This is a genomic window from Haloactinopolyspora alba (assembly GCF_003014555.1).
Taxonomy (GTDB): Bacteria; Actinomycetota; Actinomycetes; order Jiangellales; family Jiangellaceae; genus Haloactinopolyspora; species Haloactinopolyspora alba.
Map to the genome: position 1 here is coordinate 1 of NZ_PYGE01000001.1, position 23,301 is coordinate 23,301.

Below are 23,301 nucleotides of genomic sequence, written 5' to 3' on the forward strand. Positions count from 1 at the left end.
GAGGTCACCATCGACCGACTCTGGCACGCCGTGCCCAGCTTCCCCACCATGAGCGAGGTCTGGCTCCGCCTCCTCGAGGAATACGGGCTCTGAGCGGGGTCCTGACTACTGACCGGCCGGACGGCGACGTCACGAATGCGCGTCACTGGCGGCGTCGCCGACCGCCGAGGAACCTTCTGCATGGTTCCTGCCCCGGGCGGCATCCAGGAGGAGATGGCCCAACGCTTCAACGTGTGCGTTGAGTTCTTCGGGTTCAACGATGGTGAAAGGGCATCCCAGGCGGGCGAGCAATGCCGGGACCCAGTGCAAAGACTCGGCGTGGATCTCGATATCGACCCAGCCTGATTCGCCCGTGGTCACTGTGGCGAGGGCCGGCGGAAGAGCATCGCGGGCACGGGCTAGCGAGGTCTGGGCCCGAACCACCACATGGTTGCGGCGTGGCGCGGTGGCGATGCCGGTCATCACCTGGTTGAGAGCATCGAAGCCGTCTGGTTCCTGGAACGTCTTCTGGAGTTGGCGTGGCAGCGTGATGCGGTCGATCCGGAAGGTCCTGAGCTGCCCGCTCGTGTCGTCCATGCCCGAGACCAGCCACCGTCCCCGGTGAGCGACGATCCCGTAGGGCGCGATGGTCCGTGCAGTCTCGCGACCGCTCGCGGAGCGGTAGGCGAACGAGACGAGCTTGCGGTCACGAGCTGCCCCGGCCAGCAGCAAGAGGGTACCCGCGTCCGTTGTCGACGGATCGTGTTGAGGGGCAGACAGGTGCAGCGCGTCTTGGAGCGCTGTGAGTCGCCTGGCCAGGGCCTGAGGCAGGACCCGGTGGATCTTGGCCTCGGCCCCACGCGTGGCCTCGTCGCTGCTGAGCCCTGAGCGCCGGAGCAGTGCCAGGCCCAGCAAGCCCGAAAGGGCCTCATCGTCGGTCAGCATCAGCGGCGGCAGCCGGAAGCCCGATGCCAGTCGGTAGCCGCCGTAGCGGCCGCGGACCGCGCGCACCGGTACGTCCAGATCGACCAGATGCTCCACGTAACGCCGCACCGTGCGCTCGTCAACCTCCAACTGCTCGGCCAGCACGCGCACCGGATGGGTGCCTCCGGCCTGGAGGATCTCCAGAAGGTGCAACACCCGTGCGGTCGGTCGAGCCATGGTTGACCATTCTAGGAATACCGGGCGGGAGCTGCCCGGTATTGATTGCAGGGTGAAGCCATGGACACGACCTTCATGAGCACGCGACTGATCACCAACGACGTCCAGGGCATGGTCACCTTCTACGAAGAAATCATTGGCATCGCAGCGCAATGGGGCGACGAAGAGTTCGCCGAGCTCCGCACCCAGCACGCCACTCTGGCGATCGGCAGCACCCGCACCGTGCCGATTTTCGGCGCGGGGAGCGCTGAGCCGGCTCACAATCGCTCCGCCATCCTGGAGTTCCTTGTGCCCGATGTCGACGCAGAATGGAACCGCCTCAAGAACACCCTCGACGTCGTGGTGACCGAACCGACGACCATGCCTTGGGGCAACCGCGCTCTGCTGTTCCGCGACCCGGACAACAACCTCGTCAACCTCTTCGCCCCAGTGACCGAACAGGCTCGGTTCAGGTTCGGGCTCAAATGAGCCCTGATCCACCGACCCCGGTCATTGGGATTACTGCGGTCTTCTCGCCAGAGTCGCTGGTGTGACGTGCGTGGCCTGCGGGGAACGCGGCGCCCGTCAGGCCGGGCGAGCCTGCTCGCCAGCCATTCGGCGACGTCGTCGGGCCCGCAGCAGTGCGGGGGCGACGATCAACGCGGACGCGAGGACGATGACGGGCACGTCCCCGACGTGCGCGTACGGCGTCAGTCCGGACCGCAGCGGCACGGTTTCGCGCAGCAGCGCGCGCTCACCGAGAGCGCTGCGGTCCACGACGTCGCCGTCAGCGTGCACGATCGCGGAGTACCCGGTCGGCGCCGACATGACCACCGCCCGGCCGAACTCGCGGGCCCGCATTCTGGCCGCGGCGAGCTCGAGGGAGGGCACCTGGTCGGTGACGTACGACGACGCGTTGGTCGGCACCAGGAGGACCTCGCCACCGGCGCGAACGCCTTCGGCCACCCGGTCGGCGAAGAACACCTCGTACGAGATGGCCACCGCGAGCTCCGTCCCGGCGGCATCGAGCAGCGCTTCGCCGCTGCCGGCGACGGCGTCGCGCGGAACGAACCTGGTGTTGTCACTGAGCAACTCGAACAGCCCGCGTGCCGGAATGTACTCACCGAACGGCACCCGGTGTTCCTTCGTGTAGCTGTCGACGCGCTCCCCGTCCGGCCCCCACAGCACCGCGACGTTACGGAACCGGTCGCCGACGCCTTCGGTGACACCGACGACGACGTGCGCCCGGAGCCGCTGCGCCTGCCCAGCGAACCGCGCGCTGAGCTCGGACTCGGCGACGAGGCCGTCGGTGTCCGCCACGTTCTCCGGCAGCACGACGAGGTCCACCGGAGGCCGGACCTCCTCGAGCGCGGCGAGATGACGCTCGGTGGTGATCATGGAGTCGGTGAAGATCGCCCGGACGCCTCGCGGCCCGCCGCCCTGAACGGCGACGACGTCCAGCTGCCCATCCTGGCTCGTCGTGACCGTCGCACCCGCCGCGACGGGAACGATCGCCACGACGAGCGCCGTCGCGGCCACCCACACCCGCCCGCGTCCGCGTTCGACGACCAGCGCGGCCAGCGCGACACCCGCCGCCGCGGCGGTACCGGTCACCAGCAACGAACCACCCAGCGGTGCCGCACCGACGAACGGCCCGTCGACCTGACTGTACACCAGCGCCGGAAGCGGAAACCCGCCGAACGGGAAGCGGGCCTGCACGGCTTCCATCAGCACGAGCGCGGCCGGGAGCGCCCACCACCCACCGGACCAGCGCCCGTCCCGGGCCGACGGCATCGCCGCGGCGGCAGCGACCAGCAGACACGTCTCGAGCAGAGCCACCGCGACATAACCGGCCACGCTGAAATCGGTCATCCAGACGAGCCCGACACCGTGCAGAACGAGTCCGCACACCGCCCCCAGCACCACCCGCAGACGCACGCCGGCGCCGTACAACGCGATCGAGAACGCGGCGACGCCGAGCGGGAACAGCACCCACCATCCCCGCGGCGGCGCGGCGAGCGTCCAGGCCAGACCGGCCGCACCGGCGACGGCGCATCGCACCACCACGGTGGTGCGGCGAGACCGCTCAGCCAACGGTGACGTTGCTGATCCCGAGTGCCTCCTCCGCCCAGGGGAACACCCACATGAACAGGGCATAGACGAGCGCGGCGATCAGCGCCAGGCAGATCACCAGCCGCGCAGGCCAGGGACCGGGCAGCCGCTGCCACACCCAGGCGTACATCTACCGCTCCTCCACATCGACGAGTGTTCCGGTCGCGTACATGCGATGCGACGAGCCCCATCGCGGCCAGCAGGTGGTCAGCGTGATCCGCTTCTCGGTCGGCTCGACCTCGCCGGACTCACCGGGCACCGGGTCGACCACCCAGGTGTCCTGGATCTCGATCTTGTTGCCGTCGTCGTCGCCGTCGGGGGCGTCGTCGAGCTCGTAGGTGTAGACGCCCTCGGCCGTCTCGACCTCGACGGTGTCGCCCACCCGCAGCTCGGGGAACTCGGCGAACGGTTCCCCGTGCCCGGCGCGGTGCGCAGCCACGGAGAAGTTCCCCAGCTCACCGGGGTCGGCGCTGTCGACGTAGTGGCCCGGGCCGTCCCTCAGGTCGTCCGGCTTGGTTCCCTGCACCATGACCCATTCCCAGTCGTCGCCGAAACGTGGGATCCGGATGATCCCGTACGCATCGCCGATCGCCGTCTCCGCCGGCGGCTGCGCCTCGGCGTCACCCTGGCCCCCGCCGGCCTCGTCCACGCCGGCACTGAAATCGAGCTGACCGCGGAGGTCGTCCTGCGCGGCCGCGGTCTGGATGCCGGTACCCCACAGCGTGTAGACGACGAACAACAGAACCAGCACGCCGGCTGTCAGCAGCAGTTCACCGAACGCGCCGACGACCGTCGACAACACACTGCGGCGTGGCTGTCCGCGCGCCCTGCGGCGTCCACGTTCCACCTGACGGCTCATCCGCCCCCCAACCTGTGTCCACTCGGTTCACACTCGCCCCATCACGAACTCTCCGGCGTCCGAGAGGGTTCCCGGATTCGGCAGCCGCGTCGTCCAGCGGCGGGCGACCACCACGCCGACGGCACGGGTGACATTCTCGACGGCATCCGGAGAGTCGACAACACGGAGGCGACGGAGGCCATCGTGACGCCGGGGCCGGGCTCACCGCTGCGGCGCGGGCTGGTCGGCCAGGTCGATCCCCCACTGTTCACGCACGAGGTCGTGGCCGCACTCGGTGACGTCCAGGCCCCGTCCGGAGCGGTGCCGCACCACCCACCCGGCCTCCAGGAACCGGCTGCCGACCGCGGCGCCCAGCGCTCCGGCCAGGTGGTCTCGTCGTTCCGTCCAGTCCGGGCATGCCCGGGTCGTGGGGCGGCGGGCCCGGATCGCGCGGTCGACGTCCACGCCGACGCCACGCAGCCCGTCGGCACCGGCGTCGGTGAGAGCGAGGGAGTCGCCGTCGTCGAGCCAACCCCGGCGCGTCCACGCATCCGCCAGGCACGTGCCGAGCCGCCCGGCGATGTGGTCGTAGCAGAACCGCGCCGCGGCCAGGCGCTGCATCTGCCGGCTGCGCCGATATCCCGTGACCGGCGCCGGGTGGGCCACGACGCCGAGCACCTCCAGGGCGGTGGCGACCTGGGGACCGGCGAGCGCGTAGTAACGGAACCGTCCGCGCACCTCACACCTCACCAGGCCGGCATCGACCAGGACGGCCAGGTGCTCCGACGCGGTGGAGGCGCTCACCCCGGCCCACTGGGCCAGTTCGCCGGCCGGTCGCCGGGTGCCGTCCATGAGCAGGTTCAGGAACACCGAGCGCGCGGGGGCGGCCAGCGCCTTACCCGCGCCGGTGAAGTCCCGGTCCCTGCCCATGGAGGTCACCATACGACGACGACACTTCGGCCGGCGCCGAAGCGTCCCGGCCCTACGGTGCGATCATGAGCACGCACGCCTACCACGTCCGCCTGCACTGGGACGGTTCCACGGCCGCCGGCACACGCGCCTACTCGCGCGACCACGTCGCCGTTGCCGCCCCCGCCACCGCACCGGTCGACATGAGCGCGGACCCGGCCTTCCGCGGCGACCCCGACCGGCTCAACCCCGAACAGCTGGTGGTCATGGCCGCCTCCTCCTGCCAGATGCTCTCCTTCCTCGGTGCGGCCGCCCGCGCCGGAGTGGACGTGCTCGGCTACGACGACGAGGCCACGAGCCGTCTCGACCCGACCGCCGAGCCCACCCGCCTGGCCACGATCCATCTGAACGTGACCGTGGAGGTCGCCACCGGGACCGACGAGGCCACGGTCCGGACGCTCGCCGTTCAGGCGCATCACGAGTGCTACGTCGCCAACAGCCTGTCGGTACCGGTCGAGGTCACGACCACCGTGGTGACCTCGTGAACGCCGGCCCGCAGGATCTCGAGGTCCGGCTGCCGAACCGGCCCGGCGCGCTGGCCGATCTCGGCCAGGCGCTCGGGAGTGCCGGTGTGAGCCTGGAAGGCGGCGGGGTGTTCACCGACGACGAGTGTGCCGTCGCGCACTACCTCGTCGACGACGGCGGGGCCGCCGTGGACGCGGTCGTCGCCGCCGGGCTGGGTCCCGCGGTCGTACGCGACGTCGTCATCACCCGGCTGGACCAGGAGACCCCCGGACAGCTCGGCGCGCTGGCCCGCCTCCTCGGCGACGCGGGCGTCACCGTCCTCGTCCAGTACAGCGACCACGCCGGCAAACTTGTTCTGCTGGTTTCCGACGAGGACACGGCCGTGTGCCGCAACGTCGTGGACCGGTGGGAGCGGGGCTGACATCGAGATCGGGCGACGTCGACGTCCTCGCCCGCACCGGGCTACTCGGCCGGCAGGTCGAGGAGCCCGCGCACGACCCCCACGAGGTCGGATCCGACGACGTCCGGTGACCGGAAGAACTCCGGGAACCGTCCGTCCTGCCGCGTGACCCAGCCGGTGGTGAGACCGGCCTGACCGGCGCCGTGCGTGTCCCACGCGTGTGCGGCCACGAGCGCCACCCGCTCTGGCGGCACGTCCGCGCTGTACGCGGCGTGCCGGTAGATCTCGGGTGCGGGCTTCCACTGCTGGACGTCGTCGACCGACAGCACCTGTTCGACGTCGTCGGCGACTCCGGCGCGCTGCAGCAACGTGCCGGTGTTGAGCGCCGGGCCGTTGGTGAGCGTCACCACCCGTGTCCCGGCCTCGCGGGCGAGACGTATCGCCGGCTCGACGTCGGGGTGCGGGTCCAGCTCGCCGAAGCCGGCCAGCACGGTGCGCACGGCCTCGCCGTCCAGTGCGTTGCCGGTGGCCGACCGCAACGTGCCGGCGGCGATGTCGGCGAACGGACGATAGCCGCCGGTGGCGGTCAGCGCGAACGCGTCACGCAGCAGCGCGGGAAACCACACGTCCAGGACATGACCGGGTTGACCGGCCGCGATCAGCCGCTGGCGGACCGGCTCGAGCGAGAACAGCGTCTCGATCACGTCGAACGCGATGACCTGTGGACGTTTCGCCATGGGGCGATTATGGCTGTTCCAGCCGATTCGGCGACTCATCCGCTCGGCACCGGCTGCCACCGCCCACCGTCCTCGGGGAACCTGCGCTGACGACCGGCAGGCGGGCGCCGTCACCGGGCGGTGCGTTCGGTGGCGGCGAGCGTGCCGAGCAGGGCGAGGGCGTCGCTGCTGGGTGAGGCGGGTTCGGCGTGGTAGACGACGAGTTCCTGGCCGGGGCTGGAGCGGACGTCGAAGGTCTGCATCGTCAACGTCAGCGGGCCGACCCGGTGGTGCAGGAAGCGCTTGTGCTCGAGGGCCTTTCCGCGGGCGTCGTGCCGGGCCCACAGCTCGGCGAACTCGGGGCTCTGGTCGAGCAACTCGGTGAGCACCTGCCGTATCCGCGGATCGTCCGGGGCGGTGCCGTGGCTGAGGCGGAACCCGGCGACCGAGTTTCGGGCTACCTCGCGCCAGTCCTGGTAGAAGGTGCGCGCGGCCGCGTCCGTGAACACGACGTGCATCAGGTTGCGGGAGTGGGCCCAGTCGTGGAACAGCGCGTCGCCGATCGCGTTGGAGGCGAGCACGTCGAAGGCGCGGTTGTAGACGATGGCCGGGTTGTTCGGCCAGGCGTCCATGAGTTCCAGCAGGCTCGGGTCGACCCGGTCGGGCACGGCGGCCTTCGGGGCCCGAGGGCTGAGCCCGGCCAGCCGGAACAGGTGTTGGCGCCCGTCCGCGTCGAGGCGCAGCACTGCCGCCAGGGCGTCGACGACCTGGTCCGACGGCGTCCGCTCGCGACCCTGCTCGAGGCGGGTGTAGTAGTCGACGCTGACGCCCGCGAGCATCGCGACCTCTTCGCGCCGCAGACCGGGAACCCGCCGAAACCCGCTGACGGGCAGGTTCACCTCGTCCGGGGTCACCCGGGCGCGCCTGGCGCTCAGGTACGACCCGAGCTCGGAACGGTCCATACCGGCATCGTAGGCCGGGCGACCACCGCCGTCCTGGGTGCAGCACTCCCCGGAAGAGCTCGTCCTGCCACCCCGCCACGAGCCCGGGCATCGTCATGGTCATGTCGAACGAACAACCAGCAACCAGCGAGAAGGTCGTGCTCGTCACCGGCGCCAGCAGCGGGATCGGCGCGGCCATAGCCACCGGCCTGGCCGCCGAGGGGCACCACGTCGTCGCCGCCGCCCGCCGCACCGACCGCCTGGCACAGCTCGCACCACCCGAAGCCGGGAGCCTGACCACGAGACAGCTCGACGTCGCCGACCGGGCCGCGGTGACCGCCGCCGTGCAGGAGATCCGTGCCGAACACGGGCGGCTCGACGTGATCGTCAACAACGCGGGCGTCATGCCGCTGTCCCGGCTGGACGCCCTGCACGTCGACGAGTGGAACCGGATGATCGACGTGAACGTGCGCGGCCTGCTGCACGGCATCGCCGCCGCACTGCCGGTCTTCCGGGAACAGGGCGGCGGGCACGTCGTCACGATCGCGAGCGTCGGCGCCCACGAGGTCGCGCCCACCGCGGCCGTGTACTGCGGGACGAAGCACGCGGCGTGGGCGATCACCGAAGGGCTGCGCCTGGAGGCCGACCCGTCGATCCGGGTCACCACGGTTTCGCCGGGGTGGTCGAGTCCGAGCTCGCCGACACCATCACCGATCCGGTCGCCGCCGAAGCGATGCGGACTTACCGAGCGAACACCATCACTCCGGACGCGATCGCCGCCGCGGTGTTCTACGCCCTGAGCCAACCCGCCGGCGTGGACGTCAACGAAATCGTCGTCCGCCCCACCCGCCAGCGCTGACGGCCGCGAGCACCACCAGGCGTTTGCACGCATCACGAGGGCTGTACGGGTGGTGACGCAGGGAATTCCATGGTGAACGTGGTCATTCTCGGCACCGCAGACGCCGAGAGTTTTCTGTGACGTGGGCCGCCGCGGGCGGGGTGTTCCGGCGGGTTTGCAGGACACGAGCGCCGGACTCTCAGAGAACTCCCAGAAGCTCTCAGAAGCCGGCCAGATCCGCCGGTCAGGCTCAGCAGCATGACATCGATCGAAGTAGAAGCCCTGACGAAGAAGTACGGGCCCGAGACCGTGGTGGACGACCTGTCGTTCACGGTCGCTCCCGGACAGGTGACCGGGTTCCTCGGGCCGAACGGTGCCGGCAAGTCCACGACCATGAAGATGATCATCGGTCTGGCCGCACCCACCCGGGGCACCGTCGCCATCGGCGGCCGCCGCTACGACGACCTGACGGTGCCGCTGACCGAGGTGGGTGTGCTGCTCGACGCCGGTGCCGTGCACGGCAGCCGGAAGGCCCGCGACCACCTGCTCGCTCTCGCCGTGAGCAACGGTCTGCCGCGGCACCGCGTCGACGACGTGCTCGCCCGAACCGGACTCGAGGGCGTCGCCGGTAAGCGGGTCGGCGGGTTCTCGCTCGGCATGCGGCAACGGCTCGGCATCGCCGCGACGCTGCTCGGCGACCCGGAGGTGCTGATCTTCGACGAGCCGGTGAACGGGCTCGACCCGGACGGGATCCGCTGGATCCGCGGCTTCATGCGCTCCCTCGCCGGGGAGGGCCGGGCGGTGCTGGTGTCCAGCCACCTGATGAGCGAGATGGCGCAGACGGCCGACCACCTGGTCGTCATCGGCCAGGGCCGGCTCATCGCCGACACCAGCATGAGCGAGTTCATGCGCGCGAACGGCGAGGGCACCGTGCTCGTGCGCACACCCGAGCCGGACTCGTTCGCGACCCGGCTCGCCGCCGCCGGCGCCACCGTGCGCGACGGTCTCGAGTCCTCACTCGTCGTGTCCGGCATGACCAGCGAGGAGATCGGAAAGCTCGCGACCTACCACGGCGTCACGCTCAGCGAGCTCACCCCACAGCAGGCGTCGCTGGAGGACGCGTTCATGGAACTGACCAAGGACAGCGTGGAGTACCAGGGGGCCGCCGCATGAACACGCCCACCGCCACCACCGAACCGGCCGCCTCGACCGAGCCCGCCCAGGCGCGCACCGTGCCGTTCACCCGCACCCTCCACGCGGAATGGGTCAAGTTCCGCAGCCTGCGTTCCACCTGGTACACGCTGGCGTGCCTCTTCGCGGTCGGGCTCGGCATCACCGCGCTCTCGCTGAGCTCCGCCGGGTCGCAGTACGAGACCACGATCGCCGAACAGCAGCCGTGGGATCCGACCAACCTCAGCCTGACGGCGTACATCGTCGCCCAGCTGATCATCGGCGTCCTGGGCATCCTCGTCGTGACGTCCGAGTACGCGACCGGCCTGATACAGACGTCGGTGGCCGCCACACCCCGCCGGCACCGGCTGCTGGCGGCCAAGGTGATGGTGGCCACCGCCGTCGCCGCGGCGGCGGGCCAGGCACTGATGTTCGGCTCGTTCTTCGTCGGCCAGGCCATGCTCGCTTCGCAGGACGTGCCGAACGCGAGCATCGGCGATCCGGGCGTGTTCTCGTCCGTGGCGGGCGGCGGGCTCTATCTCTCCGCGATCGCGCTGCTATCGGTTGCTCTGGGGACACTCCTGCGGGCCACGGCCGGCGCGCTCGCCACCCTGGTCGGCATCGTCTTCCTGGTTCCCGCTCTGGCTGGTCTCTTCCCCTCGTGGCTCCAGTGGCTCGTGGACATCTGGCCGAGCCTCGGCGGCGCCGCGATCCTCGAGACGGTGCCCAACCCCGACTACCCGCATCCGTGGCTGAACTTCGGCGGAATGTGCCTCGCGGTGCTCGCCGTGCTGACCGCGGCGTTCGTGGTCTTCCGCAGACGCGACGTCTGAGAGCCCCACCTCCGTACTCTGGCGGCGTGGAAGGAACAGGACCGGCGATGACGCCCCGATCAGGTGCCGAGCGACTGCTGGTGGTCGAAGACGAGGCCACCGTCCGTGAGTTGCTCTCCGCGACACTGCGTTTCGCCGGTTTCCAGGTGACCGCCGCGGAGACCGCCACCGAGGCGGTCTCCGCGGCCGCCGAGGAGCCTCCCGATCTGGTGCTGCTGGACGTGATGCTGCCGGACATGGATGGTTTCGAGGTGGTCCGGCGGCTGCGTGAGCAACGTCCGGCGAGCAGCGGCGGGCCGGTGCCCGTCCTCTTCCTCACCGCGAGGGACCAGCAGGCCGACAAGGTCACCGGGCTCTCGCTGGGCGCCGACGACTACGTGACCAAGCCGTTCGACCTGGAGGAGCTGATCGCCCGCATCCGCGCGGTCCTGCGCCGCACCACCGGCGCGCAGGCCGACGTGCTGACCGTCGGACCGCTCGCCCTCGACGCCGAGGGTCACCAGGTGACGCGGGCGGGACACCCCGTCGCCGTCTCCCCCACCGAGTTCCGGCTGTTGCAGTACCTGATGGAGAACGCCGGGCGCGTCGTGTCCAAGGCACAGATACTCGACCGGGTGTGGCGCTACGACTTCGGCGGTGACGTCAGCATCGTCGACACCTACATCTCCTATCTGCGGCGCAAGGTCGACACCGACGAGCCCAAGCTGATCCACACCGTCCACGGCGTGGGTTACGTGCTGCGGGAACCGCGCCGATGAGGCGCCCGCTGCGCCGGCTGTCGCTACGGGCCAGGTTGCTCCTGCTCACCACGGTTCTGCTGCTGGCGGGTCTGAGCCTGATCAGCGCCCTCGTCTCCGACCAACTGCAGCGCTACCAGCTGGATCGCATCGACAGCCAGCTGCGCTCGTTCACCGCGATCGTCTCCAGCCAGTCCGTCACCGGACTGCCGTCCGAGCTCGACGGCTCCGACCGCCCCGAACCGCTCGACTCCGCCCTCGACCTGATCGGCGCCCCGTATCTGGTGTACCTGGGCCCGGACGGCGAAGTCGCGGAGGGCTTCCTCTCGTCCCGGCTCGACAGCGCATCCACCCCGCCGACCGACGAGCTACGCGCGATCCCCACCGACGGGGAGGCCGTCGAACTACGCGCCGCCGACGGCTCGGTACGCTGGCGGGCCGTCGCGCGGACGACCGGCTCGGACACGACGGTGATCGCCGCCGCACCACTCACCGAGGCCGACGCCACCATCGACCGGCTCCAGGCGAGCAGCCTGATCAGCGGTGCCGTTCTGCTGGTCCTTCTGACGGGGGTCGGCTGGTTCGCCCTCGGCCGGGGACTGCGGCCGCTGCGCCGGATCGAGCACACGGCCGCTGCCATCGCCGGCGGCGACCTCACCCGGCGCGTTCCCGGCATCGCTCCCTCCGGCACCGAGATCGGGCACCTCGCGTCGTCGCTCAACAGCATGCTCGGCCAGCTCGAACGCGCCTTCACCGACCGGGCCGAGTCCGAGGCCCGGATGCGCACCTTCGTGTCGGACGTCAGCCACGAGCTGCGCACCCCGCTGTTCGGCATCAAGGGCTCGACGGAGCTCTACCGGATGGGCGGCCTGCCCGAGCGGGCCGACGTCGACGACGCGATGCACCGGATCGACCGCGAGGCGACCCGGCTCACCGCTCTCACCGAGGACCTGCTGTTGCTCGCCCAGCTCGACGACGCACCGGAGGGTCAGCTCGACGCGGCCCCGATGGACCTGCGCACTCTCGCCGACGACGCCCGGCACGACCTGCGCGCCCTCGACCCGTCCCGCGGGGTGGAACTCACCGGGCCCGGTGGCGTCGGCTCCCCCGGCCCGGCCCCGGTCCGCGCCGACGAGGCACGGCTGCGGCAGGTCGTCACGAACCTCGTGGGCAACGCCGCCGCCCACACCCCACCGGGCACGACCGTACGCATCGGCGTCGGCGAGGCGCAGGGCCGCGCCGTGCTGGACGTGGCGGACGAGGGGCCCGGCATGACGGCCGAACAGGCGACCCGCGTCTTCGACCGCTTCTACCGGACCGACCGCTCCAGGAACCGTTCGGAGGGCGCCAACGCGGGGCTCGGGCTGGCGATCGCCCGTTCCATCGCCCGTGCCTACGGCGGCGACGTCGAACTGGAGACGGCGGTCGGCGAAGGTGCCCGGTTCCGGCTGACGCTGCCGCTGCTCGAGCACGGCTGAGGTGACATGATGGCTCGCACGTTCTCTGCGGCGGTAGCCGACGAGGTCCGCCCTGAACCCGGAGGTCGGTACGCCATCGCCGCCCGACCGGACGTCGCCCTCACCGTCTTCGACTCCAGCCGCCCCTCGAGCGAGGCCGCGGCGTTCTACGCGACCGCCCACGCCACGCAGTGCCCGCCGGAGAACCTCGACGCAGACATCGCCACCGTCAACCGACGCGCGCAGGAGCAGGGACTCGACACCTTCAGCCGAGCCGGTCTCACCGGGGACGCCCGCCTCCGGCTGTACGTCGCGACGATCGTGGACGCCTGGGTGCTCGACCAGGACTCGTCCGTCGACGAGCGCACACCGGTCCCGCGCACGTGATCGTCACCGCGGCGGTGGGCACACGCGTGGTCAGTCGGGTTGGTGGAACCGGTAGCCGATGCCCGCCTCGGTGATGAAGTAGCGGGGCCGCGACGGTTCGGGCTCCAGCCGTTGCCGGATCTGGTTCATGAACACGCGCAGGTAGTTCGTCTCGGTCCGGTAGGACGGTCCCCAGACCTCGCGCAGCAGCTGCTCGTGGGTGACGAGACGCCCGGCGTCGCGAACGAGCACCTCGACGATGCTCCACTGCCGCGGTGTGAGCCGGACGGGCACGTCGTCCCTGGTGACCTGCTTGGCGGTGAAGTCGATCGTGAAGTCCGGTGTGGTGACGACCGGTTGCTCGTCCACGTTCGCGGACCGCCGGATGGCCGCACGCACCCGCGCGAACAGCTCGTCCATGCCGAACGGCTTCGTGACGTAGTCGTCGGCTCCGAGGTCGAGGCACTGCACCTTCTCCGCCTCGGTGCCACGGCCGGACAGGACGACGATCGGCATCGACGTCCAGCCACGGAGACCCTGGATCACCTCGATGCCGTCCATGGTCGGCAGCCCGAGGTCGAGGATCACCAGGTCCGGATGGTGCTTTGCCGCTTGCTGAAGGGCCTGTTCGCCGGTGGTGGCGGTGTCGGCGACGTAGCCGCGGGCACGCAGGTTCACCTCGAGAGTCTTGAGAATGCCCGGGTCGTCGTCGACGACGAGCACCCGGCCTGCCGTGTTCATGGGTTGCGCTCGGCCTTCCGACTGTTCGAACCATCGTAGGACCCGCTGCGCGGCACCCGGCGACAATGGGTGAGCCGAAAGGAGCTCGACAGCGATGGCACGTGGACAGCTTCGCATCTACCTGGGCGCCGCCCCGGGCGTGGGAAAGACCTACGCCATGCTCGACGAGGCTCACCGCCGAAAGGAGCGCGGCGCCGACGTCGTCGCGGGGTTCGTCGAGACCCACGGCCGCGTCCGGACGGAGGAGCTGCTCGACGGGCTCGAGGTCGTCCCGCGCGTCGGCCGTGTCCCGGGGGACGGACGGCGTGCCGAGATGGACGTCGACGCGGTGCTGCAACGGCGTCCCCAGATCGCGCTGGTGGACGAGCTGGCGCGCGCCAACGGCGGCGGCTCCGGGAACGAGAAACGGTGGCAGGACGTCGAGGAGCTGCTCGACGCCGGGATCACTGTGCTGTCGACCGTGAACATCCACCACCTGGAGTCGGTGAACGACGTCGTCGAGCAGATCACGGGCGTCGCCCAGCACGAGACCGTCCCCGACGCCGTCGTCCGGCGGGCCGACAGCCTCGAACTCGTCGACATGTCGCCGGACGCACTGCGCAGGCGGATGATCCACGGCAACATCCACCCTGCTCACCAGGTGAACGCGGCACTGGCCCACGAGTTCCGGGCGGACAACCTGACGGCGCTGCGGGAGCTGGCGTTGTTGTGGCTGGCCGACAAGGTCGACCAGCAGCTCGGGCGGTATCGGTCCGAACACGGCGTCTCGACGACGTGGGAGGCGCGCGAGCGTGTCGTCGTCGCCCTCGCCGGCGGGGCGGAGGGCGAGACGCTGATCCGCCGGGCTGCGCGGGTCGCGGCACGCAGCAAGGGCGCGGACCTGATGGCGGTGCACGTCACACGCGGCGACGGGCTGCGTGACACCGACCCGGCCCTGCTGGCCGAGCAGCGCGGGCTGGTCGAGAGCCTCGGCGGCACGTACCACCAGGTCCTCAGCGAGGACGTCCCGGACGCGCTCGTCGAGTTCGCGCACGGCGTCAACGCCACTCAGCTGGTGCTCGGCGCCAGCCGGCGCGGCCGGGTCGCGCGGGCCCTCTCCCCGGGCGTGGGGGCCACGACCGCGGAGCTGTCGGGATCCGTCGACGTCCACCTGGTCACGCACGAGGGCGCCGGGGGCGGGCGGCGGGGCGCGGCGGCGAACGCGCTGTCCGCCCATCGCCGACTGGCCGGCTTCGCCCTCGCTCTGGCCGGGTTGCCGCTGGTCACGCTCGGGCCGGGATTGCCGCGCGACCAGGAGTCACTGTCCACGATCGTGCTGCTGGCGTTGGCCACCGTCACGGTGGTGGCGCTGGTCGGCGGAATGTGGCCGGCGGTCGTCGCCGCAGTGGGCGGGTTCCTCCTGCTCAACTTCTTCTTCACCGAGCCGTACCGCACGTTCGTCGTCGACCATCCGCGCTACGTACTGGCACTGGTCGTGTTCATGGTGGTGGCCGTCGCGGTGAGCGTCGTCGTAGACCGGGCCGCCCGCCGCACCCGCGAGGCCGCCCAGGCCAATGCGGAGGCCCAGACGCTCGCGCTCGTCGCGGGAAGTGTCCTGCGCGGTGCGCAACCGCTCACGGCCCTGCTCGAACGGTTACGCGAAACCTTCGGGCTCAGCTCGGTCACGATGCTGGAGCGGCAGCCCGAGGCCGTCCCGGGCCCCGACAGCCAGCGGGACGCGAGAGCGTGGTCGATCGCCGCACACGTGGGTCGCCCGCCGTGCAACACGCCGGCCGAAGGGGACGCCGAGGTACCGATCGGCGACGCCCTGGTGCTCGTGCTCAGCGGTCCGCAGCTTCCTGCCCGGGGTCGGCGTATCGTCGAGGCGTTCGCCGCCCAGGCGGCGGTGGCGCTCCGGCAGGAGCGACTGGCCGCCGAAGCCGCTGCGGTGAAGCCGCTGGCCGAGGCCGACAGGATGCGCACCGCACTGCTGGCCGCTGTCAGTCACGACCTGCGTACGCCCATCGCGGCCGCGAAAGCGGCCGTCTCCAGCCTGCGCAGCCGCGAGGTCCGGTTCGACGAGGACGTCCAGAGCGAGCTCCTGTCCACAGCGGACAGCTCACTCGACCAGCTCACTCGCTTGGTGGCCAACCTGCTCGACATGAGCCGGCTTCAAGCCGGCGCCCTGGGCGTCACGACGACCGACGTCGGGCTGGAGGACGCCGTTCCCCGGGCCCTCGACGAACTGGGCCCCGACGGGCGGACCGTCACGGTGGACATCCCCCGCGACCTGCCCACCGTCCGTGCCGATCACGGTCTTCTGGAGCGGGTCCTTGTGAACGTCATCGGCAACGCCGTCAAGTGCAGCCCTGCCGGGACGCCTCCGACGGTCACCGCGAACCGAGCGGACGGTCAGGTGCACGTGCGCGTGATCGACCGCGGCCCGGGCGTGCCGGAACCCGAACGCGACCAGATCTTCGTCCCGTTCCAGCGTTTCGGTGACACGGACAACAGCACCGGCCTGGGACTCGGGCTGGCCCTGTCGCGCGGCCTGACGGAAGCGATGGGCGGAACGCTGCTGCCCGAGACGACGCCCGGTGGCGGCCTCACGATGTGTGTCTCGCTGCCCGCCGTTCCCGGCCAACACGCCGTCGACGAAGAGGGCGTCGGCCCGCCTGCCGGTTAACGCTTTCTTTACGCATTCCGCAGCATTGTTGTCGAATTCTGTACACGAAAGCACACGCCCGTTCGAGAATCGTCGTATCGACCACCGGCACCACCGGCGAAGAACGAATGACAACGCACACGAGTTTCGATTCAACGGTGTATTCTCGACAATCGTGCATGGTGATCGACGGCAACGAGAGCACCACGATGGGCTCTTTGACCTGCGGCGGTGGATCCCGCGGCTCCAGAGCCCCGCCCAGGTCGTGGTCGTCGGATTCGCAACCACCATTGCCGTGGGAACGGTCTTCCTGTCCCTGCCGCTCGCGCGTGAAGGCACCGACTCCGCGCCGTTCCTGGAGGCGCTGTTCACCTCCACATCGGCAGTGTGCGTGACCGGACTGATCATCGTCGACACGCCCGAGTATTGGACCACATTCGGCGAGATCGTGATTCTCGGCCTCATCCAGATCGGCGGCTTCGGCATCATGACGATGGCGTCGTTACTGGTCATGATGATCTCGCGCCGGATGGGGCTGCGCTCACGTCTCACCGCCGCGGCCGAGACCAAGAGCCTCGGCCTGGGCGACGTCCGCACCGTGGTCGTCGGCGTCGCGAAGATCAGCGTCACGTTCGAGATCACCCTGGCGGCGATCCTGACCGTGCGCCTGGCCACCGGCCACGACGAACCCGTCGGGCACGCCGCCTATCTCGGTGTGTTCCACGCGATCTCGGCCTTCAACAACGCCGGGTTCTCGCTGTACAGCGACAGCTTGACGGCGTTCGTCACCGACCCGTGGATCTGCCTGCCCATCGCGGTCGCGGTGATCTGCGGCGGGCTGGGGGTTCCGGTCATGTTGGAGCTCCGGCGTCAGCTGCGCCGGCCACGACGGTGGAGCCTGCACACCAAGATCACCCTTTCGGGAACCGGCGTGCTGCTCGCCGGCGGGGCCGTGTTCGTCACCGCCAGCGAATGGGCCAACCCGGACACGCTCGGGGCGCTGAGCGTCCCCGGCAAGCTGCTCGCCGGATTCTTCCACGCCGTCATGCCCCGCACCGCGGGCTTCAACACTCTCGACGTCGGCGCGATGAACGACGGCACGCTGCTGGGTACCGACGTGCTGATGTTCATCGGCGGCGGCAGTGCCGGAACCGCGGGCGGCATCAAGGTGACGACGTTCTTCCTGCTGTTCTTCGTCATCTTCGCCGAGGTCCGCGGCGTGCGGGCTGTCAACGTGTTCGACCGCCGGGTCGGTGAACGCGCACAGCGGCAGGCGCTGACCGTGGCGCTGCTCGCCGTGGCCGTCGTCGTCATACCCACGTTGGTCCTGCTGGAGATGACCGACCTGGCGCTGGACCGGGTGCTGTTCGAGGTCGTCTCCGCCTTCGCCACGGTCGGCCTGTCCACCGGCATCACCGCCGACCTCCCGCCGATCGGCCACTACATGCTCACCGTGGTCATGTTCGTCGGACGGCTCGGGCCGATCACACTGGCCAGTGCGCTGGCGCTGCGCCAGCGTGAACGGCTCTACGCCCTACCGGAAGCGAGGCCCATCATTGGGTAAGGCAACACCGACACGACGCGCCAAGAGCGTCGTCGTGGTCATCGGGCTCGGCCGCTTCGGCAAGTCCCTCGCGCTCGAGCTCATGCGCGACGGACACACCGAGGTGCTGGGCATCGACAGCAACGAGGACGTCGTGCAGGGCGTCTCCGGCCGGCTCACCCACGCCGTCGTCGCCGACGCCACCAAGGAGGACGCGCTGCGCCAGCTGTCGGTGCAGGAGTCCGACCGGGCGGTCGTCGGCGTCGGCAGTGACGTCGAGGCCAGCATCCTTTCCGCGTCCGTCCTGGTGGAGATGGGCATACCGAACATCTGGGCCAAAGCCATCAGCCACTCGCACGCCCGCATCCTCACCCAGATCGGCGTGCACCACGTCATCCGGCCCGAACACGACATGGGCGTACGCGTCGCCCACCTGGTCCGCGGCCGGATGATGGACTACATCGAGTTCGACGACGGCTTCGCCATGGTCAAGACCCCGCCGCCGCACGAAGTGGTCGGGCTGAGCCTCAGGGAGTCCAACATCCGGCAGAAGCACGGCGTGACCATCGTCGCCATCAAACAGCGCGGCAAGGGATTCACCTACGCCACCGCCGAAACCGTCGTCGAGGCAGGCGACACACTGATCGCCTCCGGGCTCATCGAGGACACCGAGAGGTTCAGCGAACTCGCCTGAACCACCTCGGTCTCGCCGGGTGGCCGCTCATGGCCGAGCCAGCTCGCCGACGCGTCCGACCCGACGGGCCATGCCGCCGTGTCCTCGCGTCGACATTTGAGCGGCGAAGCGTCGTTGTCAGAAGGGGTGACACGAGAGTCATCTGCTGCCACTCACGTCACCCCATTCGAACACAAGGCCGCACGTCCGACTCGGCCGCGAGCCGGCGACGGTCATGAATGACAGCTGGAGCGCTCACGCACCGGCGTCAACGGCGGGCGGCCGGCCAGGACCGCCGCGACATTTCGCACCGCGAGCGTCGCCATCGCGTCGCGGGTCGCGTGCCCGGCACTCGCGATGTGCGGGACGGCGATGACGTTGTCCAGTTCCAGCAGCCGCGGGTGCACCCGCGGCTCGTGTTCGAAGACGTCCAGAGCCGCGGCGCCGATCGCTCCGCGCTCCAGCGCGTCGACGAGCGCCGCTTCGTCGACGACCGGGCCGCGGGCGGTGTTCACCAGCACCGCGTGCGACGGCATCGCGTCCAGCTCCGCCGCGCCGATGAGGTGGTGTGTCCGCGGTGTCAGCGGACAGTGCAGCGTGACCACGTCGCTGCTGCTCAGCAGCGTCGGCAACGGCACCTCCGTCACCCCCAGCGCGTCGGCCTCGGCACGGCAGCTTTCCGAGATCCGGTGGGCCGCGAGCCGCATGCCGAACGCGTTCGCCCGGCGGGCGACCGCGAGCCCGATGCGGCCGAGCCCGACGATGCCCACGGTGGCGCCGGCGCTGAGATCGAGGCCGAGGAACAGCCGCGGGTCCCAGATCCACTGGTTGCCGGCCCGCAGGTACCGGTCGGCCTCCACCACTCGGCGGGACGCCGCGAGCATCAGCGTCACGGCCAGGTCGGCGGTGGCCTCGTCCAGCACGTCGGGCGTGTTGGTGACGACCACGCCACGACGTGCCGCGGCGTCGACGTCGATGTTGTCGTAGCCGACGGCACAGTTCGCCACGACCCGCAGGTCCGGTCCGGCCGCGGTGAGCAGTTCCTCGTCCACGCTCTCGGTCAGCAACGTGACCAGTCCGGACGCTCCGGCGACGGCGTCGAGGAGCTCCGCGCGCGACGGGGGGCCGTCGCCGTGATGCACATCGACCGGGCCGGGGAGCGTCTCCAGCTCGCGCATGCCGGCGTCGGGCAGCGTGCGGGTGACGCAGACCCTCGATGGTCCGGGATCGGGTGCGTTCATGTCGGCCCTCCCTCGGCCGCGGTGGTGAGCATCGCGTCGACGTCGCGTAGTGCCGGATAGAGGCTGAGATACGCCTCGAACATGCGGTCGTAGGTCTCGCGTGCGGCCGCGTCCGGCGTGGGCCGCACCGGCGTCGAGAGTTCCGGGCTCCGCCGCTCGGCCGCGGACGCCAGGTCGTCGACGAGGCCGGCCGCGGAACAGGCGAGCAGGCTCGCGCCACGGCACGCCGCGTTGCCATCGGGCACGCGGCGGAACGTCCTGCCGGTGACGTCGGCCTTGATCTGGCTCCAGGTGGCGCTGGCCGACCCGCCGCCCACCGACGCCACCTCCGTCACCTCGAGACCGGACTCCTTGCGCTCCAGTTCCATGAACTGCCGCAACGCGTAACCCGTCGACTCGAGCACGGAGCGAACCAGGTGCGCCGGTCCCGTACCGAGGCCGAGGCCCGCCCATGCGCCGCGTGCGTCGGCGTCCCAGACAGGGCTCCGCTCGCCGCACAGGTAGGGCAGGAACAGCACGCCGTCGCTGCCGGGCGGCGCCGCGGCGGCCAGCTCCGTGAGCGCCGCGAGGTCCGCGGGGTCGTGCCCCGCTGTCGAGCCCACACCGGTCTCGGCCAGCCATCGCAGTGACCCGCCGGACGACGACATCGCCCAGTGCGACAGCCACCGCCCCGGCACCGCGTGCGGCCGGTTCATCGCGCCCTCCATCGGAACCGGGTGATCACGGCAGATCGTCAGGACGCCGGACGTGCCGACCGATTCGAACGTGCGCCCGTGTTCGACGCACCCCACGCCGAGCGCGGCGCACGCCGTGTCCGCCGCGCCGACGGTGACGGGGATGCCCGCGGGCAGGCCCAACCGCTCCGCGGCGGCCGGCGTGAGCGGTCCGGCCGCCTCGCTCGACGACAGCAACTCCGGCAGCAGCTCCGGAGGGACGCCGAGGTCGGCGATCGCCGTCTCGGACCATGTCCCGGACGTGTGCATGTCGGTCAGGCCGGTGAACGCGGCGTGTGTCGGGTCCATCACCCAGCGTCCGGTCAGCCGGTGCGTGACCAGCGAGGCCAGATGGCCGAATCGCGCGCCCGCGGGCCTGTCGGCGGCGTCCCACAACGCGGTGGCGGTCAGCGCGGACGTGGTCGCCACAGCCAGCCGGTTTCCGGTCCGCCGGAGGAAGCCGGGGCCCGCGCCGTCGGCCACGAGTTGCCGCACCGTCCCGGCCGCCCGGGCGTCGGAGAACGTGCAGACCTCGCTGAGCGGCCTGCCCTCGCCGTCGACGACCAGCGGCGTGGGCGCGGCGGTCGAGACGCCCATCGCGGCGACGCGTCGGGCCGGTACCGCGGCCGCAACCTCACGGACCGCGGCCACGAGAGCGGACTCGACCTGTCCGGCGTCCATCGTCCAGTGCCCGCGACGCGGCGAGGTAGCGGTCAGCGCCGCGGATGAGCCGGCGACGCGGGCACCGTCGGTGGTGTACACGCCGGCCTTGACCGCGCTCGTGCCCACGTCGACGGAGAGCACCAGCGGCCCGGTGGCTGTCGAGGCGGTCACGGAACGATCGCGACCTTCAGCCCGTCGCCCGAGCCGGCGAGCTCGAAGGCCTCGGCGGCGTCGGAGAGTGGGACACGGTGCGTGAGCAGACGCCCGACGTCCACGGCGCCGGTCTCGATGAGGCGCAGCGCCATCTCGTAGTCGCGGCGGCGCATCGCCGACGTTCCGGTGACCACGAGTTCCCGGTAGTGGATCTCGTTCGCCGACACCTGCGAGACGCCTTCCCCCGCGAGCCCGGCGAAGATGTTCACCGAACCTCCCTTCCGGGTCAGCCGGACGGCCTCGTCCACCAGCGAGGGTATGCCGATGCAGACGAGGCTGGCGTCGGCGCCGACGCCGCCGGTCTGCTGGTGAACCACGTCGAGAAGATCACGCTCGCTCACGTCGACGGTCGTGGTGGCGCCGAGCTCGCCGGCGACGCGGAGGCGGGACGGGGAGAGGTCGCTGACCACGACCCGGGACGCGCCCGCGTTGACCGCGAGCTGGGTGTGCAGCAGGCCGATCGGTCCCGCGCCCATGACGACGACCGTGTCACCGGGCCGCACCGCGGAACGGCCGAAGCCGTTGACGCAGCATGCGAGCGGCTCGGCGAGCGCCAGCTGCTCCAGCGGCAGGTCCGCGTCGACGTGGAACAGGTTGCCCGCGGCGATCGCCGCCGCCGGGATACGGACGTACTCGGCGATCGCGCCGTCGAACTCGTAGCCCATCGCGCGCCGGTCCGCGCAGACGTTCTCGCGGTCGTTGCGGCAGTGCACGCACCGCAGGCACGGCACGACCGGCGCCATCGCGACCGGGTCGCCCTCGGCGAAACCGCCGGCGTCCGCACCGGCGGCCGCGACCGTCCCGGCGAACTCGTGCCCGAGAACCGAGGGCCGCCGCACGCCGCGGGTCTTCTCACCGCGCAGGATGCGCAGGTCGGTCCCGCAGATCGTGTTGGCCGCCACCCGTACGAGAACCTCGTCCCGGCCGATGTCCGGAACGGGGACCTGCTCCAGCCGGACGTCGCCGGGGCCGTGGAAGACCGCCGCCGACATGGTGCCCTGCCCGACCGGGTCGGCGTTGACGGAGACAGCGGTCATGCGGCGGACCCTTCCCGGTCGAGACGGTGCTCGACGACGTGCGCCGTGGCGTCGTCGACCGAGGCTCCCTCGTGGATGAGCATCCGCAACGCCTCGACGACCCGGCCGGGCTGCTCGTCACCCCAGACGAAGCGCCCGTACGTGACGCCCTGGCCGCCGGCGGTGAGCATGTCGGCGGTCATCTGGAAGTAGTCGCGGATCTCCTTGCCGGGCGAGCCGCCGGCGAGCGCGACCAGCGCCGGCGACCCCGCCTCGACGACCTGCGCGAACGTCTCGGCGCTGCCGCTCCACTCCGTCTTGATCAGGTCGACGCCGAGCTCGGCGCCGAGCCGGACGGCGTAGGAGAGGTTCTCGACCGACAGCCGTTCACCCTCGAGCAGCTCCCCGCGTGGGTAGATGTGCGCCACCAGCGGCAGGCCCGCGCGGTCGGCCTCCCGTGAGATCGCCGCCAGGTGCTCCACCTGCTCCGCCTGGCGTTCGCCGCCGACGAGCACGCCCACCGAGATGGCGTCGGCGCCGAGGCGCAGTGCCTCGTCGACGGTGGCTGTGGGACTGTCGATCGTCCGGTGGTACGGCGAGTACGAGGTCGACTTCAGGATGAGCGCGAGGTCGCCGGAGTAGGGCTCGAACAGCTTCGCGGCGGTGCCCTTCTGCAGCGTCACCGCATCCGGGCCGCCGGCGGCCACCGCGGCCAGCGCACCCGAGGCGTTCTCCAGGCCGGGCAGCACGCCACGGGCGATCGGGTGGTCGAGCGTGATGCCGAGAAGCCGGCCCGACGTGCCGAGCAGGCGCTTCAGGCGGACGGATTTTCCAACGGACATGAGTGTCGTCTCCAGCGTGTGAAGGTGGATGGGTACGGGGTGGCCGACCGG

General features: G+C 70.9%; 23 protein-coding genes and 1 pseudogene. 12 read left to right on the forward strand and 12 right to left on the reverse strand.

What is annotated here, in order from left to right:
• Window positions 1-129: 129 nt before the first annotated feature.
• Window positions 130-1,140: a helix-turn-helix transcriptional regulator gene (locus CLV30_RS00005; RefSeq protein ID WP_106535151.1), complete on the reverse strand. Its 1,011-nt coding sequence runs from the start codon at window positions 1,138-1,140 to the stop codon at window positions 130-132.
• 60 nt (window positions 1,141-1,200) lie between these two features.
• On the opposite strand from CLV30_RS00005, the gene CLV30_RS00010 reads away from it, so the two are divergent.
• The gene (locus CLV30_RS00010) at window positions 1,201-1,608 is read left to right on the forward strand and encodes a VOC family protein (RefSeq protein WP_106535152.1); all 408 of its coding nucleotides are present in this window, start codon (window positions 1,201-1,203) and stop codon (window positions 1,606-1,608) included.
• 96 nt (window positions 1,609-1,704) lie between these two features.
• Here CLV30_RS00010 and lnt read toward each other — a convergent pair whose 3' ends face one another.
• The 4 genes from lnt to CLV30_RS00025 form a co-directional block, all read right to left on the reverse strand.
• Window positions 1,705-3,213, reverse strand: a complete 1,509-nt coding sequence (lnt, locus tag CLV30_RS00015) for an apolipoprotein N-acyltransferase (protein ID WP_205740321.1) — start codon at window positions 3,211-3,213, stop codon at window positions 1,705-1,707.
• On the reverse strand, window positions 3,206-3,361 hold the full coding sequence (locus CLV30_RS25810; protein WP_146154779.1) for a DUF4175 domain-containing protein: 156 nt from the start codon (window positions 3,359-3,361) through the stop codon (window positions 3,206-3,208). Before CLV30_RS25810 ends, lnt begins: the two co-directional genes overlap by 8 nt.
• Complete coding sequence (locus CLV30_RS00020; protein ID WP_165358377.1) at window positions 3,362-4,078, reverse strand: class E sortase; 717 nt, start codon at window positions 4,076-4,078, stop codon at window positions 3,362-3,364.
• 213 nt (window positions 4,079-4,291) lie between these two features.
• Complete coding sequence (locus CLV30_RS00025) at window positions 4,292-4,999, reverse strand: ArsR/SmtB family transcription factor (RefSeq protein WP_106535584.1); 708 nt, start codon at window positions 4,997-4,999, stop codon at window positions 4,292-4,294.
• Between the two features lie 65 nt (window positions 5,000-5,064).
• Here CLV30_RS00025 and CLV30_RS00030 point away from each other — a divergent pair, with 65 nt between their 5' ends.
• Entirely contained in the window at window positions 5,065-5,523 is a 459-nt protein-coding gene (locus CLV30_RS00030) for an OsmC family protein (protein ID WP_106535155.1), read from the forward strand.
• Entirely contained in the window at window positions 5,520-5,924 is a 405-nt protein-coding gene (locus tag CLV30_RS00035; RefSeq protein WP_106535156.1) for an ACT domain-containing protein, read from the forward strand. The genes CLV30_RS00030 and CLV30_RS00035 overlap by 4 nt, the downstream gene beginning before the upstream one ends.
• Before the next feature lie 41 nt (window positions 5,925-5,965).
• Here the strand turns inward: CLV30_RS00035 and CLV30_RS00040 are convergent, their stop codons facing one another.
• Both CLV30_RS00040 and CLV30_RS00045 read right to left on the reverse strand, forming a co-directional pair.
• The gene (locus CLV30_RS00040; protein WP_106535157.1) at window positions 5,966-6,640 is read right to left on the reverse strand and encodes a haloacid dehalogenase type II; all 675 of its coding nucleotides are present in this window, start codon (window positions 6,638-6,640) and stop codon (window positions 5,966-5,968) included.
• Between the two features lie 110 nt (window positions 6,641-6,750).
• Window positions 6,751-7,581 carry a helix-turn-helix transcriptional regulator gene (locus CLV30_RS00045; protein WP_106535158.1) on the reverse strand — a complete coding sequence of 277 codons (831 nt, stop codon included), beginning with the start codon at window positions 7,579-7,581 and terminating at the stop codon, window positions 6,751-6,753.
• Between the two features lie 101 nt (window positions 7,582-7,682).
• Here CLV30_RS00045 and CLV30_RS00050 point away from each other — a divergent pair.
• From CLV30_RS00050 to CLV30_RS00075, 6 genes and pseudogenes are all read left to right on the forward strand, one after another.
• Window positions 7,683-8,419, forward strand: a pseudogene (locus tag CLV30_RS00050) (SDR family oxidoreductase).
• A 237-nt stretch (window positions 8,420-8,656) separates the two neighbouring features.
• Window positions 8,657-9,571, forward strand: a complete 915-nt coding sequence (locus CLV30_RS00055) for an ATP-binding cassette domain-containing protein (RefSeq protein ID WP_106535159.1) — start codon at window positions 8,657-8,659, stop codon at window positions 9,569-9,571.
• Entirely contained in the window at window positions 9,568-10,401 is an 834-nt protein-coding gene (locus CLV30_RS00060) for an ABC transporter permease (protein ID WP_106535160.1), read from the forward strand. Before CLV30_RS00055 ends, CLV30_RS00060 begins: the two co-directional genes overlap by 4 nt.
• Before the next feature lie 47 nt (window positions 10,402-10,448).
• Window positions 10,449-11,159 (forward strand): response regulator transcription factor, encoded by a 711-nt coding sequence (locus CLV30_RS00065; RefSeq protein ID WP_106535161.1) that lies wholly within the window; start codon window positions 10,449-10,451, stop codon window positions 11,157-11,159.
• Window positions 11,156-12,616 carry a sensor histidine kinase gene (locus tag CLV30_RS00070; protein WP_205740322.1) on the forward strand — a complete coding sequence of 487 codons (1,461 nt, stop codon included), beginning with the start codon at window positions 11,156-11,158 and terminating at the stop codon, window positions 12,614-12,616. Before CLV30_RS00065 ends, CLV30_RS00070 begins: the two co-directional genes overlap by 4 nt.
• 9 nt (window positions 12,617-12,625) lie before the next feature.
• Window positions 12,626-12,982, forward strand: a complete 357-nt coding sequence (locus CLV30_RS00075; protein ID WP_129710795.1) for a hypothetical protein — start codon at window positions 12,626-12,628, stop codon at window positions 12,980-12,982.
• Between the two features lie 30 nt (window positions 12,983-13,012).
• Here the strand turns inward: CLV30_RS00075 and CLV30_RS00080 are convergent, their stop codons facing one another.
• Complete coding sequence (locus tag CLV30_RS00080; protein WP_106535163.1) at window positions 13,013-13,702, reverse strand: response regulator; 690 nt, start codon at window positions 13,700-13,702, stop codon at window positions 13,013-13,015.
• 94 nt (window positions 13,703-13,796) lie between these two features.
• Between CLV30_RS00080 and CLV30_RS00085 the strand changes: the two genes are divergently transcribed.
• From CLV30_RS00085 to CLV30_RS00095, 3 genes are all read left to right on the forward strand, one after another.
• Complete coding sequence (locus tag CLV30_RS00085) at window positions 13,797-16,367, forward strand: DUF4118 domain-containing protein (RefSeq protein ID WP_106535164.1); 2,571 nt, start codon at window positions 13,797-13,799, stop codon at window positions 16,365-16,367.
• A 274-nt stretch (window positions 16,368-16,641) separates the two neighbouring features.
• Entirely contained in the window at window positions 16,642-17,910 is a 1,269-nt protein-coding gene (locus CLV30_RS00090) for a TrkH family potassium uptake protein (RefSeq protein WP_205740323.1), read from the forward strand.
• Window positions 17,903-18,583, forward strand: coding sequence for a potassium channel family protein (locus CLV30_RS00095; RefSeq protein ID WP_240723121.1), 681 nt, complete (start codon window positions 17,903-17,905; stop codon window positions 18,581-18,583). The genes CLV30_RS00090 and CLV30_RS00095 overlap by 8 nt, the downstream gene beginning before the upstream one ends.
• Window positions 18,584-18,795: 212 nt before the next feature.
• On the opposite strand, the gene CLV30_RS00100 is transcribed toward CLV30_RS00095, so the two are convergent.
• Genes CLV30_RS00100 through CLV30_RS00115 form a run of 4 tightly spaced genes read right to left on the reverse strand, consistent with a single transcriptional unit; the run spans window position 18,796 to window position 23,250 of the window.
• Window positions 18,796-19,803 (reverse strand): 2-hydroxyacid dehydrogenase, encoded by a 1,008-nt coding sequence (locus CLV30_RS00100; protein ID WP_106535166.1) that lies wholly within the window; start codon window positions 19,801-19,803, stop codon window positions 18,796-18,798.
• Window positions 19,800-21,350: a xylulokinase gene (locus tag CLV30_RS00105; protein ID WP_106535167.1), complete on the reverse strand. Its 1,551-nt coding sequence runs from the start codon at window positions 21,348-21,350 to the stop codon at window positions 19,800-19,802. The genes CLV30_RS00100 and CLV30_RS00105 overlap by 4 nt, the downstream gene beginning before the upstream one ends.
• On the reverse strand, window positions 21,347-22,429 hold the full coding sequence (locus tag CLV30_RS00110) for an alcohol dehydrogenase catalytic domain-containing protein (RefSeq protein WP_205740324.1): 1,083 nt from the start codon (window positions 22,427-22,429) through the stop codon (window positions 21,347-21,349). Before CLV30_RS00110 ends, CLV30_RS00105 begins: the two co-directional genes overlap by 4 nt.
• Entirely contained in the window at window positions 22,426-23,250 is an 825-nt protein-coding gene (locus tag CLV30_RS00115) for a class I fructose-bisphosphate aldolase (protein WP_106535168.1), read from the reverse strand. Before CLV30_RS00115 ends, CLV30_RS00110 begins: the two co-directional genes overlap by 4 nt.
• Window positions 23,251-23,301: the final 51 nt, after the last annotated feature.